The following is a 14470-nucleotide window of genomic DNA, read 5'->3' on the forward strand; positions in this document are numbered from 1 at the left end:
ATTTGATGTTTAATAGCCTCTCTGGGCGGTTCTTGGTTCTCACGATTGTGTTCGTGATGTTGGCCGAAGTTTTTATCTTTGTGCCATCAATCGCGCGGTTTCGTGAGGATTACCTACTTGAGCGCCTAGAGCGGGCGCAGCTGGCGTCGTTGGCGCTGGAAACGGACGCCTTTATTGAACCTGAACTCGTCACCGAGTTGTTGAAGAACGCCGAAGTTTACAACGTCGTTTTACGCCGGAACGAGGTGCGGCAGCTTGTGCTGTCGTCGCCGATTCCATTCCCTGTGATGGCGACCTATGACATGCGCGATACGTCATCGTGGGAATTGATCCGCGACGCGATGGCCACGTTGGTTGCCAAGGATCAACAAGTCATCCGTGTGATCGGGACGCCTGTTCAGGGCGGGGGGCTGTTGATCGAAATTACAACGCCGCAGATGCCTTTGCGCGCTGCAATGCTAGAGTACGGGCGCAATGTTCTATGGCTGTCGCTGGTGATTTCGGTCATCACGGCGGCCCTGTTATTTTTTGCTGTGCGCTTCTTGCTGGTGCGGCCGATCAAGCGGTTGGTCGATCAGATGGACCGCTACGCCGCTGCCCCTGAAGATGCCCGCAAGATCATCGAGCCTACGTCGAAAGTGCGCGAATTATACGTGGCTGAACTGGCGTTGCAGAAAATGGAAAGCCAGCTGACAGGTGCGTTGCGTCAGAAAGACAGGCTTGCACAATTGGGTGGAGCCGTTGCCAAAGTGAGCCACGATTTGCGCAATATCCTGACCTCTGCGCAGTTGTTTACCGACCGGATTGAAGGGTCAGAAGATCCGCTTGTAAAACGCATGGCGCCAAAACTGGTCGGATCGATTTCGCGCGCGGTGAACTTGTGCGAAACGACGCTGGCCTTTGGACGTGTGGAAGAACCGCAGCCGACTTTGGCGCGATTGCCGTTGTCTGGATTGGTTGATGAACTGCTTGAGGGCGAACGGCTTGCCAGTGGCGAAGCCGAGGTGAGTTTTGTCGACGAGGTGCCAGCAGACATGATCGTGCGGGCCGATGGCGAGCAAATCTTCCGCGTGTTGTCGAACCTTTTGCGCAACGCACGTCAGGCGATCATGGCGACACGCCAACCCGGAACGGTTACGATTCGTGGGTACGAAGACGACACCGCGTGGTGGATTGAAGTCGCTGACACAGGGCCGGGGTTGCCGAAACGTGCGCGGGAAAACCTGTTCAAACCGTTTGAAGGTGGGGCGCGCAAGGGTGGTAGCGGGCTAGGTCTGGTGATTGCGGGCGATCTTATTCGCGGGCATGGTGGTCGTTTGGAATTGGGTAAAACCGATGAGACGGGGACGACGTTTGTGATCCATCTGCCCAAAGCTGATCTGGCGTTGCAGCCTATTGAAGCCGCCAAAGCCTAGGGTGCGTCAAAGGCGTTAACCAGCCGTTTTTGCCCAGAACGACGTTTTGCGATCATGGCGATTGCGGAGGGCCTGTAGGTAGTGCGCGTGGTCGGGAAATCCGTGGTAGTCGGTGATTTCCGCGTCGCATAACCCGCAGTCTGACAGGTTGTCTGCGGCGTGCGCGTAGCGCGTTGAGCGGCCTTGCCCTAGTGCGTAGTCGATCATGCGTCGCCACAGCAGGACTGCGGATAGTGGATGTTTCTCGCGCAGGACGTCTGCTGCTGGTGTCAACAGCGCGTAGTGGTCGCCGTTGATTTCATCGGCGCGAGCGAGGACCAAGTCAGCTGCAGCGCGTAGGTTTGGCCAGTTGATGAAAAACGCCAATGCCGTTGAAAAGTCTGGGTAATCTGCAGCGAATGCGAGTGCTTCGGTTTCGGCATCGACGTCTTCGAAGTCTGGTAGAACCTTGAGGTAGTCGCGTAAATGCTGCGCATCTAGGCTGGATTCAAAGCAGGCCCAGCGGTGATCTTGGGCATCTGCGAGACGGTCGAGTGCGATTAATGCGGCAATGTAGGCTGTGTCCCACGCGGCGCGGCCAAAGTCGCGTCCGTCTTGGTGGGCGTCTAACAGCAGGTCGAGTGCGGCGGTGGGATCGTCGTCGTCGAGCAGTAGCTGGGCTACTTCGGCGGCGATGTCTTTGCGTTTGAGATCGGCATCAGAATATTGCGCGATGTAAGCTTGGGTGTCGCCTGCGGCGGCTGCGATTTCTTGCATGCAGGATTTGACGAACCGCGCTTTGCGGCTGGCCGTGTAATCGGTGTCGCCGCGCAATTGGCGTAGGAATTGAATGGCTGCGTGGTCATCCGGATCGGGTTTTTGGGGGGCGTCGGCATAGGCTTGAACATTGGCCTTGAGGTGCGCCAAACCTGTGGCCCCAAGTGTCGGTGCCAGCAGTGCGCTTATGCCGTCCCACTCGCCAAAGCCGTTGTCTTGGATCGCGGTCCAGACTTTGTCGGCAAGGGTTTCTGGATCGATCAGGGCACGCGGCGCAATATCGGCAAAGTGCAAAAGGGCAGCGCGAAAGACGTCGCCAACATCGCCGCGACTGTCGTCAACACGCCCGTAGATAAAGGGCGCGATCTCGATAAAGTCCCAGAGCAGATCAAAGGCGATTGTCGGGTCTTCGGGTGCGATTTTATCGGTGATCATATTGGCTTGGGTGGTGAGGTCTTTGACCAGCGCCTTGCGCTTGCGCCACCCGATAAAGCTAGTGGATTTACGCAGCGATGCCAACCGTTTACGCACATCTCGCGCGAGTTCCGACGCGCCTAGGTGATGGCTCAGCTCTAGGCGTAACCTACGTTTGATGTCGGCGCTGCCAGTGCTGACTTCCATCAAGAGATCAGCGAGTTGTTCTGCGCCTAAGGCTGCGAGATTGGCTTTGTTCAGGGTCTTTTTTGACATGAGGTATTTGACATCTCATGGCGCGGCGGCACAAGCGGGATTTCTTGTCTCAAGAATGATCGACGCCCCAAATTAACTGCGTAAATCGGGGCGTTGATGTGTCGTGGGGAGGGTTAATCGACTGCTAAGTTAAGGAAGCCTGCGACGGCGAGGTAGAATGCTTCGGGTTTGTCCACGTTGATGACGTGCCGTGCGCCGGGGACTTCGGTGTAGTCGGAACCGGGGCAGGCGGCGGCCATGGCGCGCATTGCGTCAGGTGATGCCGCGACGTCGTTTTCGCCTGCAATGAACAGCGTTGGCACGGTCATTTTACCGAGATCTTTGAGGTAATCCAAACGTTTCAACGCTTCGGCGCAGCCGCGATAGCCTACGGGCGTGGTGGCGGTAAAAGCATCGCGCAACTGCGTTTCGCGGTCGGGGTGATTGCTGCGGGTGTCATCGCTGAGCCATTTATCAACGGTGCCGTCCCACACTTTGCCGATGCCGCCGTCGTCAAGAATGGCGAGCCGATCAACCCAGTTTAGCACGAAAGGCGGCGGCGCGTCAGCACGCGCAGCACAGCAGACGATTTTTTCGATGCGATCGGGTGCGTTCAGACCGAGGCCAAGCGCGGTCATACCGCCAAGCGACAGGCCCATAACGGTGGCGCGATCCGCGCCGTGGGCGTCAAGCACGCTAAGCGCATCGGCTTCAAGATCAGCAAAGCTGTAAGGCGCGGCAGGCGATGGGCTGCGTCCGTGGCCGCGTGCGTCAAACGTGATCGTGCGGTAGTGCTGTTGCAGCACGTTAAGTTGTGGTTCCCACATGTCGCTGGTGGCCCCAAGGCTGTTGAGAAGCAAAAGGAATGGCGCGCCCTCGGGGCCACCGACAGTTGAATAAAGCGGTTGCGTTGTCATCGAATTGATCTCTCTTTTTCGCGGCGCTGGGCACCGTTTCACGTGGTCGCGGCGGGGGCCGTGACAATGGGTGCGATGACGTCGGGCTGTTTGGCCCGAGACATCGTTAACCCAGATACTAGCGATGAACAGGCTGCCTGATGAAATGATAATATTCGGTGAATGCCATCTGTTTTCGTGATGGCGCCCGCCGCTGGATTACCGTTCGCTGACCAGTGGAATTTCAAGCGTCGAGTTCAGCTCTTCTTGCAGGATATTCGCAAAAGCTTGGGCCGCTTGGGACAATGGTTCGGACCGCGGTTCGATGCGCAGATAATCCACGTAGAGCGGCGGATCAGCCAGCGGAAGAATGCGCCGTTTGCTGCCGTCGAGGTCAGGCACGCACATGATACCGGGCAGGATCGTGATCCAATCAGAGCGCGAAACCAGATCAATCGTTCCGTACATTGTATCAATTTCAAGGGTTTCGCGGACTTTTATGCCGTTTTCGGTCAGGTAGTTTTCGATCCGCGTTCGCCGTGTATTGGCCCAGCTAGGCAACACAAGGCGCTGCGGTGGTAGGTCTTTTAAATGTGCGGTTTCGCCCAGCGTTAGGTGGGTTCCGGCGGCACAGACGAAACATTCCTGATCGCGGCCCATTGGCGTTCCGGCTAGAAAATGGTTCTGCACAAAGCTTGGCACGACCGCGAAATCGAGTTTGCCCGCAGAGACGTCTTCTGCCAATTTGCCAGAGAATGCTTCGGAAATCGTGACCCGTACCTCTTTATACTCTTCGGAAAATCGCAGTAGCACATTCGTTAACACGGACCGCGTGAATGTTGGCATCAGGCCGACGCGGATGTGCCCGACGACGGCCTTTGACAGGTCGCGCAAACGTTCTTCGGCGCGGCTGGTGACAGCGAGGACTTTTACCGCTTCTTCATACAGTGAATGGCCGGTTTCAGTGGGGGTGACGCCGGACGAACTACGTGAAAACAACACTACGTCGTAGCGTTTTTCCATCTGGCTGACATGCATCGACAGCCCCGATTGCGTGGCGTTGACACGCGCGGCGGCGGCTGAAAAAGAGCCTTCTTCATACACGGCGACAAAATAGCGAAGTTGTTGAAGTTTCATGGTGACCTATCACGTTTCCTTCTTGCCAGTATGCTTTAATATGAGTTGATTTGAACCCCGAACGCGAAATATTTATTCTTGATGTATTGCCCGATTTTGCTGGGGAATACCCCCGTAGCCCTAATCTGATTGGACAAAACCATGACACCGCTTCCGAAAATAATGGTCGCCCCCAATGGCGCACGGCGCAGTAAATTGGACCATCCCGCGTTGCCCGTGACTGACGCGGAAATTGTCGCTGCTGCAGTCGCCTGTGAGCAGGCTGGTGCGGACGGTATCCATGTGCATATTCGCGATGCGGACGGGTTGCATGAAATTGATGCAGGCCACTACCGCGCTGTTCTCGATCAGTTGCGCGAGGCGGTGCCTGATATGTATTTGCAGGTCACGTCCGAATCGGCGGACCGCTATACAGGCGATGAACAGCGCCGGATAATGCGCGCGCTTGCGCCGGATCATGTGTCGGTTGCGATGCGTGAAATGGTGCGCAAACCTGCGGACTGGGATGCGGCGCAGGATTTCTACGCCTGGGCACGTGATACAGGTGTTGATGTTCAGCATATTTTGTATTCACCACAAGAAGTTAGAACCTTTTGTCAGGCGTTGGATGAGGGACGAATTACTGGGGATCATCACCTTATTCAGCTTGTGCAGGGGACCTATGCCAATGGATCGCAGGGCAAGGCCGCACTTGCGGATTATCTAGCAGAAATGACGGCCACGGATGGCCGGATGTTTGACTGGATGCTCTGTGCATTCGGGGCAGAAGAAACTGATAGTCTGGTCGCGGCTGCCAAAGCTGGAGGAAAAGCGCGGGTCGGATTTGAAAATTCGCTTTGGAATAAGGACGGCAGCTTGGCTACAGACAATGCCATGCGCGTGGCCGAAGTTTTCGCGGCGATGCGTCAGATTTGATCGCTGCACCCATTTGAAATGCAATAAACCCCGCCTGTGTAAAATAGGCGGGGTTTGTTTTTGTCGTGAGTGAGTGGTGGTTTAAACCAGCTTGCGCAGGATCGTGGTGAATGTGTCCATCTGGTCTTGGCTGAATTCGCTAAACGCTTCTTCGGCATGTGCATCGGCGAGCGCCCAACACTGGTCCGCCTTGGAAGCACCCGCATCGGTTAGGATGTATTTGTCGCCGTTTTTCGCGATCATGTCTCGTCCAGTGAGATTAGCGAGCGCTGCTTTGACCTCGACCATGGGAGAGTTGAGCGGAGCGAGCAATTCGTCGGCCGTCATGGCGTCAGAGGCCGCGAGAACGAGCAAAGCGCGGGCCTCGATCAGGTTCAGGTCGAGTGTTTGCAGTTTGGGCTGATAGCGGTCTTGGTAGCCTTGCACTGCCTGCAACATCAGGAAGAATTTATGGTTACCCATGCGGCCTGCGTGTGCCGGTTTTCCAGCGTTTTCTGTGGGCTTTTTAGTTGCACCTGGGTGGCTGAAGGTCATCGCGTATGACCCCTGATGGAAGCACAATGGCGAACGTCCGAAGTCGTCAAAGGCGACGACTTTACCGACGAAAATCCAGTGATCGCCGCCGTCTAGTTTGTCATAGGTTTCGCACTGAAAACGGCCTGCGCAATTGGGGAAAAGTGGTGCGCCGCCGATGCCTTCTTGCCAGTCCATGCCTGCAAACTTGTCTTCTTGCTGGCGGGCAAAGTGGTTCGACATATCCATTTGATCTGACGCCAAAATATTGACTGCAAAATGCGTGGCGGTTTCAAAGATTTCGCAACTGCGGGCTGTTTTCATGCTGCTCCATAGAACCAGTGGCGGGTCCATGGACAGCGAGTTAAAGCTGCTGGCCGTAACGCCCACTTTTTCGCCATTCTCGCCTACGGCGGTGATGATCGTCACGCCTGTTGCAAAGTTACCAAGCGCGCGGCGAAACGCCTTTGGGTCGAAGTTGGTTTCAGGTGTTGGATCGGTCATTTTCGGCTCCTCCGCTGTGCTGACGACCGTTGCGCATGGTGTCCCCCCTTGCGCAGCGGCCATCATTTTGGCGTTAAACTTCGGTGTAAGCTGGTTCTGATTTGGTGGCTTCGGTCAGGATTGGCATCACTTTTTCAGCCATCAAGGTCATGCCTTCGCGGCCCAAATCGTAGTCGGTCCAATCGTGGCCCGCGTAAACGAGGTGTTTGAACGGACCTGTTGTTTCGCGTAGCTCAAGAACCTGATCTGCGACGGATTCGGGGTCGCCGTGGATCACAAGGCGGTCCATGACGTAGTCCAATGTCACGTCTTCGTCTGGCATGTTCTGGTCGTCTTTGAATAGGTTCAGCCGTCCACCTGAGCGTAGTTTTGTCAGCAATTGGCTGTAGTACAAAACGTAGGGGCTGCCCGGATCGCGCGCGTAGGCGCGTGCGGTTTCTTGATCCTTGGCGACGCAGATGTTTTTGGCGACGCGCCAGTCGTCGTAGGATGCGACGTTGCCAGCCTGCTTGCAGCCTTCGGCGTAGTTCGGCCAGTGGGTTGCGGCCCATTTCGGCAGTAAGAAGTTCGCAGAGATCGGTTGCCAGCCGCGCGCGGCCATGGCTGTGACGCCTTTCGAGAACGGCGCAACCACGGTGCCAATGATTGGCGGATGCGGGTCGTTTTGGTAGGGCTTCATGATGTCGCCCTGACCAATTTCGCGCATCATAGTGCGTTCGGTCGAAACCTCGAAGTAATCACCTTTGAGGTTATACGGCGCCTCGCCAGCCCAGATATCCAGCACCATGTTGATGCATTCGATGAACATCGCGTTGCGATCTTTGTCCATCGTGCCAAAGACTTCGGCGTCGGACATCAACCCGCCGGGCGAGATGCCAAAATTCAACCGCCCTTCGAGCATGTGATCCAGCATCGCAACTTCGGCAGCGACGCGGGCAGGGTGCGAATTAGGCAGGTTGACGGTTCCGGTGCCAAGCCTGATGTTCTTGGTCTCGTAGGCCAAGCTGGCCAGAAACGCGACGGTAGAGGTGATAATTTCGGCTTGATCGGTGGTGTGTTCGCCGCAGTATGCCTCTGCAAAACCCAGTTGGTCGGCCAAAATGAAGGCCTCGCGATCTTCAGCGAGGCTTTTGGAATATGGCTTTCCGAGCGGGTGGATGGGCATCGTAAAAAATGACAGTTTCATGAGAAGCTCCTTGGCTGTTCATGCAGACTGCCGGAGTCTTCATTATAGTAAAACTGATAGTTTGTGATGATGTCTATCTTGTTTCATGATGGCTCGGGTGCGATTGCGATTGGACGCAATATCGTTAGGGGCGCAGCCATGGCCGCGCCCCCGTAACTGAATCCACTGGTCCGAAATTTGCGCGCGATATCAGGCTTTTGGAATGTCGCTGACGTATTTGGGAACATCATAGCCGCGTTGCACCGCAGGGCGGCTCGCGATGCGGGTGTACCAGTCGCGTACATTCGGGAAGTCGGCTAGATTGATGCCCTGCCAGTCGTGACGGGATATCCATGGCCAGGTGGCCATGTCTGCGATTGTGTAGACGCCTGTGCCTTCGCCGACCACATAATCGCGGCCTTCAAGGCGGGTATTCAGGACTTTGTAAAGCCGCTGCGCCTCTTTGCTGTAACGCTCTTCGGCGTATTCGGATTTGCCGGGATTATACTTAACAAAGTGGTGGACCTGACCCAGCATTGGTCCCAGCCCGCCCATCTGCCACATCAGCCATTCGACCATGCGCCAGTGCTCATCGCCCGTCACCTGAAAGCGGTCATATTTCTGCGCGAGGTACAGCATGATTGCGCCCGTTTCCATCAGATGGACGCCCGTTTCGTGGTCCACAATCGCGGGAATCCGGTTGTTCGGGGCGATCTTAAGAAAGTCCGGCGCAAATTGTTCATCTTTTGAAATGTCGATGGGTTTGGCGGTGTAAGGCACCCCGAGTTCTTCAAGAAGGATGGAAACCTTGCGACCATTCGGCGTGGTCCAAGTGTAAAGATCAATCATCTGCGGTCCTATTGTGCTGGTTCGGTTGAAGCGAAAGCTAGCGGCATTTTCGGATTTTGGAAAGCTACAAATGATTTGATATTTTGTTGATTGGTTGCCCAATTATACGTGTTTTGCATGCGTCCTCCATCAGTATGCTTGATTGGCGGTGCAATAAAATATGTATTGCCTGTTCTTAGGTTCGATCCTACCACTATGGTAATGTGTCGATCAATTTATTTGGTCAACCAATTTTAAGGGGAGTTACAGGTGATGACAAAAGAGGCATCTCACATAGTCAAGGGTAATGCAGCGTCGTTAGCTGCGTTGCCGGACATGATGAAGGCGTGGGTTTTGGGCGATCCGGGGGAGTTGACGTTAACCGAAAAACCATTGCCTGTTCCCGACCGTGCAGAGGTGTTGGTGCGGATCGACGCGGTTGCGATCTGTGCAACGGACCTTGAAATCCTGCAGTATGGCACGCCCGCGATGATCGAAGGCGGCGCACCCTTTAACAAAAACTACACACCTGGTCATGAATATATGGGCACGGTTGCGGCACTTGGGCCGGGTGTCGATGAATTTGCTGTCGGTGATCGTGTCACGGTCGAAATTCATGCCGGATGTGGGCAGTGCAAGCGTTGCCGGATGGGCATGTATACGTCGTGTCATAACTACGGGCTGAATTACGGTGACAAAAACAAGGGGCATCGGGCGAACGGGTTCACCACGGACGGTGGCTTTGCCGAATATGCTGTCAACAATATCAACACGTTAATACACGTTCCCGACGATATGTCGGACGAGGACGCGACCTTGGTCGTGACGGCTGGCACGTCGATGTACGGGCTTACGGAATTGGGCGGATTGGTTGCTGGCGAAAGCGTCGTGGTGATCGGACCGGGCCCGATCGGGTTGCTGGCGGTGGCCGTGGCAAAGGCGCTGGGCGCATCGCCTGTGATCTTGGTCGGAACGCGCGATAGCCGCAATGAGATCGGCCGCAAGTTGGGCGCGGATTACGTGATAAACCCGCGAGAGGAAGATCCCGTCGCGCGCGTGAAGGAATTGACCGGCAAGGGCGCTGATTATGTCGTTGATTGCGCGGGCACGGAAACAACTGTCAATCAATCGGTTCATATGACGAATAGAGGCGGGCGCATTTGCCTTGCAGCGTTCCCGAAATCCGCGGTCTCGTTTGATTTGGGCGCGTTGGCAGTGAACAACATTTACCTTTACGGCATCCGCGGTGAAGGACGATCCGCGACGCACCGTGCGATGGCGTTTATGGCAGAAAAGCGATTCGATGCGGGGCTGATTCACACGCATACTTTTCCACTCGCAGAGCTTCCAACAGCCTTGAAATACGCAAAAGAGCGGATCGATGACGCGATCAAAGTGGTCGTATCCACGCGGCCAGATGCGCCAAGTGGTGCAAAGAAATGATGCTGGGATAAGGAATTTACCATGACCAAAGCGAGACGCGGCATCTATGCTGCTGCCATTTCACCTTTTGATGCCAACGGTGCATTGGATCACGCAAAACTACTGGGCTATTGTCAGCATTTGCTCAGCGACGGAGGTTGCGACGGCGTGGCCCCGACCGGCACGACGGGCGAGGGGACATCGGTTGCGATGGTCGACCGTCTGGCGTTGCCTGAAGTTTTTGCCAACGCGGGCATCGAACGTGATCGCGTGATTTTCGGCACCGGTGCGCCGTCTGCGGGCGATTGCGTGGCATTGACGCAGGCCGCCGTAGATGCGGGGTTCGTGAACGTGCTGGTGCTGCCGCCGTACTATTACAAAAATCCGTCCGATGACGGGCTGTTCCGGTATTATGCGAACCTTGTCGAAAAGATCGGGCATGATGATCTGCGGATCTATTTGTACCACTTCCCGCAGATGTCGCAGGTGCCTTTGTCAACTGATCTGGTCTTGCGGTTGCGCGATGCCTTTGGCCCGATCATTGCGGGTCTCAAAGACAGCAGCGGCGACTTTGCTCAATCACGTGCCTTTGTTGAGGCGACGGGCGGCGTTGAGGCGGATTTTGATATTTACCCGTCTTCAGAAGCCTTTTTGTGGGATGGTTTGTCGATTGGTACAGCTGGGATCATTTCCGGATCGACCAATATCACGGCGAATTTGGTGCAAACTGCACGTCATGCGCCAGAAGGTGCTGAGCGCGATTCCGCGATGGACGTTGTCTGTGCCGCGCGGGCAATGGTTGGAAAGTATCCAATGATGGCCGCAATGAAAACGGCTGAAAGTTTCCGCAGTGGCGACGATGGTTGGCTAAATATGGCGCCGCCATTGATGCCATTGTCTGATGATCAAAAGGCCGCGTTGAAGGCTGATATCGACGCGCTCGGTGCGTCCACAAAAGCAGGAGCATAATGATGAGTAACCAAATCAAACATGGTCCCGACCACGTGGAAATGAGCCACGATCCCGCCGATTTCGCGCATTGGCCCGACGGTCTGCATGATGAAATGCTGGGTGATTTAGAGAACGGCTGTGTCGGATCAACGCTGGTGTCCGAGACGGACACGATGCGCGTTTGGCATCTGCGCATTGCACCGGGCAAGCGGTGTCGGTTTCATCGTCATGTGAACCGTTATTTCTGGACGGCATTGGTCGGTGGGCACGCGCGGGGCTATTTCTCAACGGGCGAAATCTGTGATGTCGAGCATTATCAGGGCGAAACCAAGCATTTCGACTACGGCGACGGCGACGAGATGGTGCATTCTGTTGAGAACATCGGCGACACCGAATTGGTGTTTGCGACGGTGGAATTCATCGACGGGCCGAATTCGCCATTGCCGGTGCCGGATAGCGTGCGGTTATCGGTTTAAGGCGCGTCTGTTTTTGACCGCGCGATGGGAAGTAGCACGGCGGAGTTGTCCAAATCCGCTTCGCCGTGGTCCAGCGCGTCTTGCATCATCGCGAGGTAGGTCTGCGTGAACGGAAGCAGCTGGCCCGCGTCCGCTGCCTTTTGCGAGATCAATGCGAAATCCTTGTTTGACTGCACGATCCGACCTTGTGGCGCAAAGTTGCGGTCCGCCATTAACGCGCCCTTGCCGTCCATGACAGACGAATAGGCGGCGGATGCTTTGGCCAAGGATAGGAAATCATGGGGCGTGATGCCCAAGGTTTCTGCAAAAACCATGCCTTCGGCGAGGGCCGCGCGGTTCAAGCCAAGAACAAGGTTAATTGCTAGCTTTGCGCGGTTGCCATTGCCGTGATCGCCGACGTGAATATGGGCGCGAGACAGGGCGTCAAAAACGGGTGCCAAGGTGGCCGCCGAGTTTTTGTCGCCAGCAATCAAAAGCAATACATCACCCGCTGCCAGTGATCGGCTGGTGCCGGAAATTGGAGCTTCGATCAAGGTAATGCCTTTTCGCGCGGCGAGGGTGCCGAGATGCGCCATGCGGTCAGGATCGCACGTGCTGACCGAGATCAGCGTGGCTGTTGTGTTGGGCGCGTCGGTGATTAACGTTTCCAGCTGATCGGTGTCAAATACGCAGGAAAAAACGCACCCAGTTTCCCAGATGCGTTCTGCAGTTTGTGCGGTGCCGCCGAGCGTGACTAACTGGTCGCGACGGGTGCTGTGGGGGTCATAACCGCTGACGGTAAAACCCTTGTCGATCAAGCGTGTCGCAATCGCAGAGCCGATCAGCCCAAGTCCGAAAATACCGATATTTTGTTGCATCTCAAAGGGTCCTTGTGGGTCATGGATGTGTTGAAATATCGGGTGTCCGCTACGCTATTCCGATGCCTGCGCTGCCTTCATATCGGCCAGTTTTGCCAGCGAATGGTTTGACAGCGGTAGGCTGATTGGGTCGCCGCATTCCGCGGAAATATCTGCCGCAAGATAGCTTTCCATGACCATGCGGGCGTGTTCAGGCTTGGTTAATGGTGGGCGGTCCAGCAGGACGGATTCGAGGAAATGAAGCGTTTCCGGCCCCATTTGTCCGGCATACATGTGATCCAGATCTTCGCCCGGCATGGTGGACATCGGGAATTGCGTGTTATCTTTGACCGTGTTCAACCAGTTATCGCGGGATGTGTCATCTAGGATCAGAGCGCCTTCGGTGCCAGTGATTTCGATCCATGTGCTGCAATAGTTCGGGAAACTCGGTGGTAAATTCCAGCCGCCGCCAACCACAACCAACGTGCCGTCGGACATGGTGACAGTGCTCCACATGCAGTCATACGAGCCGTTCAGTTCTTTCATGTGGCCGTATGCGCCTTGGGAATAGACCTTGACCGGTTTGGCGGGTTCCAGAAGCCAGAACACGAAGTCCAGATCGTGGGTGGATTCCATCGCGGCGGGCGACAGTTTCACGCGGTTCGCGATCCGTGCGCCTAGGCTGCGCGACAGGTGGCGACTGACCATGACGTTGACGACTTTGCCTAATTTACCTTCGGCGACCGACTTTTTCGCATAAGCGATCTTTGGGTTAAAGCGTTGCGAGTAACCAATTGTAAACTTCACGCCTTTCGCATGTGAAATGGCGATCAAATCGTCCGCTTCGGCAAGGTCCATCGCGATTGGTTTTTCTAACAGCACATGTTTACCAGCCATCAAGCAGTCGCGGGCAATCGGGTAATGCGTGGGCTCTGGCGTGGTCGAGATGTAAACCACTTCGATATCGGGATTTTTGATGATGTCCTGATAATCGGTTGTGGCGCTGGCTGGATTTGTTTCAGCTTTCACCTCGGCCAGCCGTTCTGGGTTGATTTCGCAGATGTGCAATTTATCGACCAAAGCCGATTTTGACAGTGTTACGGCGCGCATTCCGCCGCACCATCCTGTGCCGATAACGGCGACTTCAACTTGTCTCATTTTTCTCTCCCATTTGGCCGAGGCCATCGATGAAATCTACGTTTTTTTTGGTGTGATGCGCCAACAAAGATTGCTGATATGCACTAGTCGATTTGTTGAATTTAGACGTCGCTGTCGTGGTGCGGTGCCGTCATCGCAGCCAATGTGCTGTCCAAATGGGCCTGCATAGCGGCAGCGGCATCGCCACCTTTGCGGCGTTCTAATGCGTCAACAATTGCATCGTGTTCGGCGAACGAATGGTAGCCTGCAGTGGGGCCGGGGGCGGTGGTGTCGATTTTGCGCCAAACGACGACGAGCCGGACGCGGTTGATGATTTTATGCACCGCCTGAAGAAGCGTGTTGCCCGCCGCGTCAGCGATCATTTCGTGGAATGCGCCGTCTAGTTCCTCGTATCGCGCCCACGTTGATGCGTCGCGCATTTGCGCGGTCAATCGGCGTAGCTCTTGCAGGTGTTTGGGCGTCGCGTGCATCGCCGCGAGCCGCGCGATTTGCGGCTCGACGACAAGGCGGGCGTTCATGGCTTCGAACGGGCTGGTGCTTTCGGCGAGAGCGACAATCGTGTCGTCGATCCGCCCGCCCTTGTTTGATTTCGGAGCCTTGGAAAGAAAGGTGCCGCGTCCGACGTGACGGGTGACGTGACCTTCGGCCTCTAGCACCAACAGCGCTTTGCGCAACTCGGTGCGATTCACACCAAGTTCTGCGCAAAGCGTGCGCTCTGGTGGCAATCTGGCACCGTCGGTTAAACCACAATTGGTAATCCAATTTCGCATACGCGTTAAAATTTGGTCGCTCATTTTCTGCTCACTTGGGCGTGGAAAAATGAAAAGAA

14 protein-coding genes are annotated in these 14470 nt (G+C 55.6%); 5 read left to right on the forward strand and 9 right to left on the reverse strand.

Annotated features, from left to right (window positions below; all coding sequences use genetic code 11):
* The first annotated feature begins 5 nt into the window (after positions 1-5).
* On the forward strand, positions 6-1415 hold the full coding sequence (locus FHS72_RS01930; protein WP_183524715.1) for a sensor histidine kinase: 1410 nt from the start codon (positions 6-8) through the stop codon (positions 1413-1415).
* Positions 1416-1430: 15 nt separating this feature from the next.
* Here the strand turns inward: FHS72_RS01930 and FHS72_RS01935 are convergent, their stop codons facing one another.
* From FHS72_RS01935 to FHS72_RS01945, 3 genes are all read right to left on the reverse strand, one after another.
* Complete coding sequence (locus tag FHS72_RS01935; RefSeq protein WP_183524717.1) at positions 1431-2861, reverse strand: DUF6880 family protein; 1431 nt, start codon at positions 2859-2861, stop codon at positions 1431-1433.
* 113 nt (positions 2862-2974) lie between these two features.
* Complete coding sequence (locus FHS72_RS01940) at positions 2975-3757, reverse strand: alpha/beta fold hydrolase (protein ID WP_183524719.1); 783 nt, start codon at positions 3755-3757, stop codon at positions 2975-2977.
* A 198-nt stretch (positions 3758-3955) separates the two neighbouring features.
* Positions 3956-4873 (reverse strand): LysR family transcriptional regulator, encoded by a 918-nt coding sequence (locus FHS72_RS01945; RefSeq protein ID WP_183524721.1) that lies wholly within the window; start codon positions 4871-4873, stop codon positions 3956-3958.
* A gap of 141 nt (positions 4874-5014) precedes the next feature.
* On the opposite strand from FHS72_RS01945, the gene FHS72_RS01950 reads away from it, so the two are divergent.
* On the forward strand, positions 5015-5788 hold the full coding sequence (locus FHS72_RS01950; protein ID WP_183524724.1) for a beta-keto acid cleavage family enzyme: 774 nt from the start codon (positions 5015-5017) through the stop codon (positions 5786-5788).
* Between the two features lie 81 nt (positions 5789-5869).
* Here FHS72_RS01950 and FHS72_RS01955 read toward each other — a convergent pair whose 3' ends face one another.
* From FHS72_RS01955 to FHS72_RS01965, 3 genes are all read right to left on the reverse strand, one after another.
* Positions 5870-6805, reverse strand: coding sequence for a p-hydroxyphenylacetate 3-hydroxylase reductase component (locus FHS72_RS01955; protein ID WP_183524727.1), 936 nt, complete (start codon positions 6803-6805; stop codon positions 5870-5872).
* A 73-nt stretch (positions 6806-6878) separates the two neighbouring features.
* On the reverse strand, positions 6879-7991 hold the full coding sequence (locus tag FHS72_RS01960) for an LLM class flavin-dependent oxidoreductase (protein WP_183524729.1): 1113 nt from the start codon (positions 7989-7991) through the stop codon (positions 6879-6881).
* Positions 7992-8180: 189 nt separating this feature from the next.
* The gene (locus FHS72_RS01965) at positions 8181-8819 is read right to left on the reverse strand and encodes a glutathione S-transferase family protein (RefSeq protein ID WP_183524732.1); all 639 of its coding nucleotides are present in this window, start codon (positions 8817-8819) and stop codon (positions 8181-8183) included.
* Between the two features lie 252 nt (positions 8820-9071).
* Here FHS72_RS01965 and FHS72_RS01970 point away from each other — a divergent pair, with 252 nt between their 5' ends.
* Genes FHS72_RS01970 through FHS72_RS01980 form a run of 3 tightly spaced genes read left to right on the forward strand, consistent with a single transcriptional unit; the run spans position 9072 to position 11647 of the window.
* Complete coding sequence (locus FHS72_RS01970) at positions 9072-10241, forward strand: zinc-dependent alcohol dehydrogenase (RefSeq protein ID WP_183524735.1); 1170 nt, start codon at positions 9072-9074, stop codon at positions 10239-10241.
* Between the two features lie 21 nt (positions 10242-10262).
* Entirely contained in the window at positions 10263-11189 is a 927-nt protein-coding gene (locus FHS72_RS01975; protein WP_183524738.1) for a dihydrodipicolinate synthase family protein, read from the forward strand.
* Positions 11190-11191: 2 nt separating this feature from the next.
* Positions 11192-11647, forward strand: coding sequence for a cupin domain-containing protein (locus tag FHS72_RS01980; protein WP_183524741.1), 456 nt, complete (start codon positions 11192-11194; stop codon positions 11645-11647).
* Here FHS72_RS01980 and FHS72_RS01985 read toward each other — a convergent pair.
* From FHS72_RS01985 to FHS72_RS01995, 3 genes are all read right to left on the reverse strand, one after another.
* Positions 11644-12504, reverse strand: a complete 861-nt coding sequence (locus FHS72_RS01985; RefSeq protein WP_183524744.1) for an NAD(P)-dependent oxidoreductase — start codon at positions 12502-12504, stop codon at positions 11644-11646. The two genes, FHS72_RS01980 and FHS72_RS01985, sit on opposite strands and share 4 nt — an antisense overlap.
* A gap of 54 nt (positions 12505-12558) precedes the next feature.
* Positions 12559-13641 carry a Gfo/Idh/MocA family protein gene (locus tag FHS72_RS01990; protein ID WP_183524747.1) on the reverse strand — a complete coding sequence of 361 codons (1083 nt, stop codon included), beginning with the start codon at positions 13639-13641 and terminating at the stop codon, positions 12559-12561.
* Positions 13642-13742: 101 nt separating this feature from the next.
* Positions 13743-14435, reverse strand: coding sequence for a FadR/GntR family transcriptional regulator (locus tag FHS72_RS01995; RefSeq protein ID WP_183524750.1), 693 nt, complete (start codon positions 14433-14435; stop codon positions 13743-13745).
* Positions 14436-14470: the final 35 nt, after the last annotated feature.

Source organism: Yoonia ponticola (assembly GCF_014199395.1).
GTDB lineage: Bacteria > Pseudomonadota > Alphaproteobacteria > Rhodobacterales > Rhodobacteraceae > Yoonia > Yoonia ponticola.

Bases quoted from the DNA above. Each gene is read 5' to 3' on its own strand.
- FHS72_RS01930 (WP_183524715.1), top strand. From the start codon at position 6: ATGTTTAATAGCCTCTCTGGGCGGTTCTTGGTTCTCACGATTGTGTTC.
- FHS72_RS01935 (WP_183524717.1), bottom strand. From the start codon at position 2,861: ATGTCAAAAAAGACCCTGAACAAAGCCAATCTCGCAGCCTTAGGCGCA.
- FHS72_RS01940 (WP_183524719.1), bottom strand. From the start codon at position 3,757: ATGACAACGCAACCGCTTTATTCAACTGTCGGTGGCCCCGAGGGCGCG.
- FHS72_RS01945 (WP_183524721.1), bottom strand. From the start codon at position 4,873: ATGAAACTTCAACAACTTCGCTATTTTGTCGCCGTGTATGAAGAAGGC.
- FHS72_RS01950 (WP_183524724.1), top strand. From the start codon at position 5,015: ATGACACCGCTTCCGAAAATAATGGTCGCCCCCAATGGCGCACGGCGC.
- FHS72_RS01955 (WP_183524727.1), bottom strand. From the start codon at position 6,805: ATGACCGATCCAACACCTGAAACCAACTTCGACCCAAAGGCGTTTCGC.
- FHS72_RS01960 (WP_183524729.1), bottom strand. From the start codon at position 7,991: ATGAAACTGTCATTTTTTACGATGCCCATCCACCCGCTCGGAAAGCCA.
- FHS72_RS01965 (WP_183524732.1), bottom strand. From the start codon at position 8,819: ATGATTGATCTTTACACTTGGACCACGCCGAATGGTCGCAAGGTTTCC.
- FHS72_RS01970 (WP_183524735.1), top strand. From the start codon at position 9,072: ATGACAAAAGAGGCATCTCACATAGTCAAGGGTAATGCAGCGTCGTTA.
- FHS72_RS01975 (WP_183524738.1), top strand. From the start codon at position 10,263: ATGACCAAAGCGAGACGCGGCATCTATGCTGCTGCCATTTCACCTTTT.
- FHS72_RS01980 (WP_183524741.1), top strand. From the start codon at position 11,192: ATGAGTAACCAAATCAAACATGGTCCCGACCACGTGGAAATGAGCCAC.
- FHS72_RS01985 (WP_183524744.1), bottom strand. From the start codon at position 12,504: ATGCAACAAAATATCGGTATTTTCGGACTTGGGCTGATCGGCTCTGCG.
- FHS72_RS01990 (WP_183524747.1), bottom strand. From the start codon at position 13,641: ATGAGACAAGTTGAAGTCGCCGTTATCGGCACAGGATGGTGCGGCGGA.
- FHS72_RS01995 (WP_183524750.1), bottom strand. From the start codon at position 14,435: ATGAGCGACCAAATTTTAACGCGTATGCGAAATTGGATTACCAATTGT.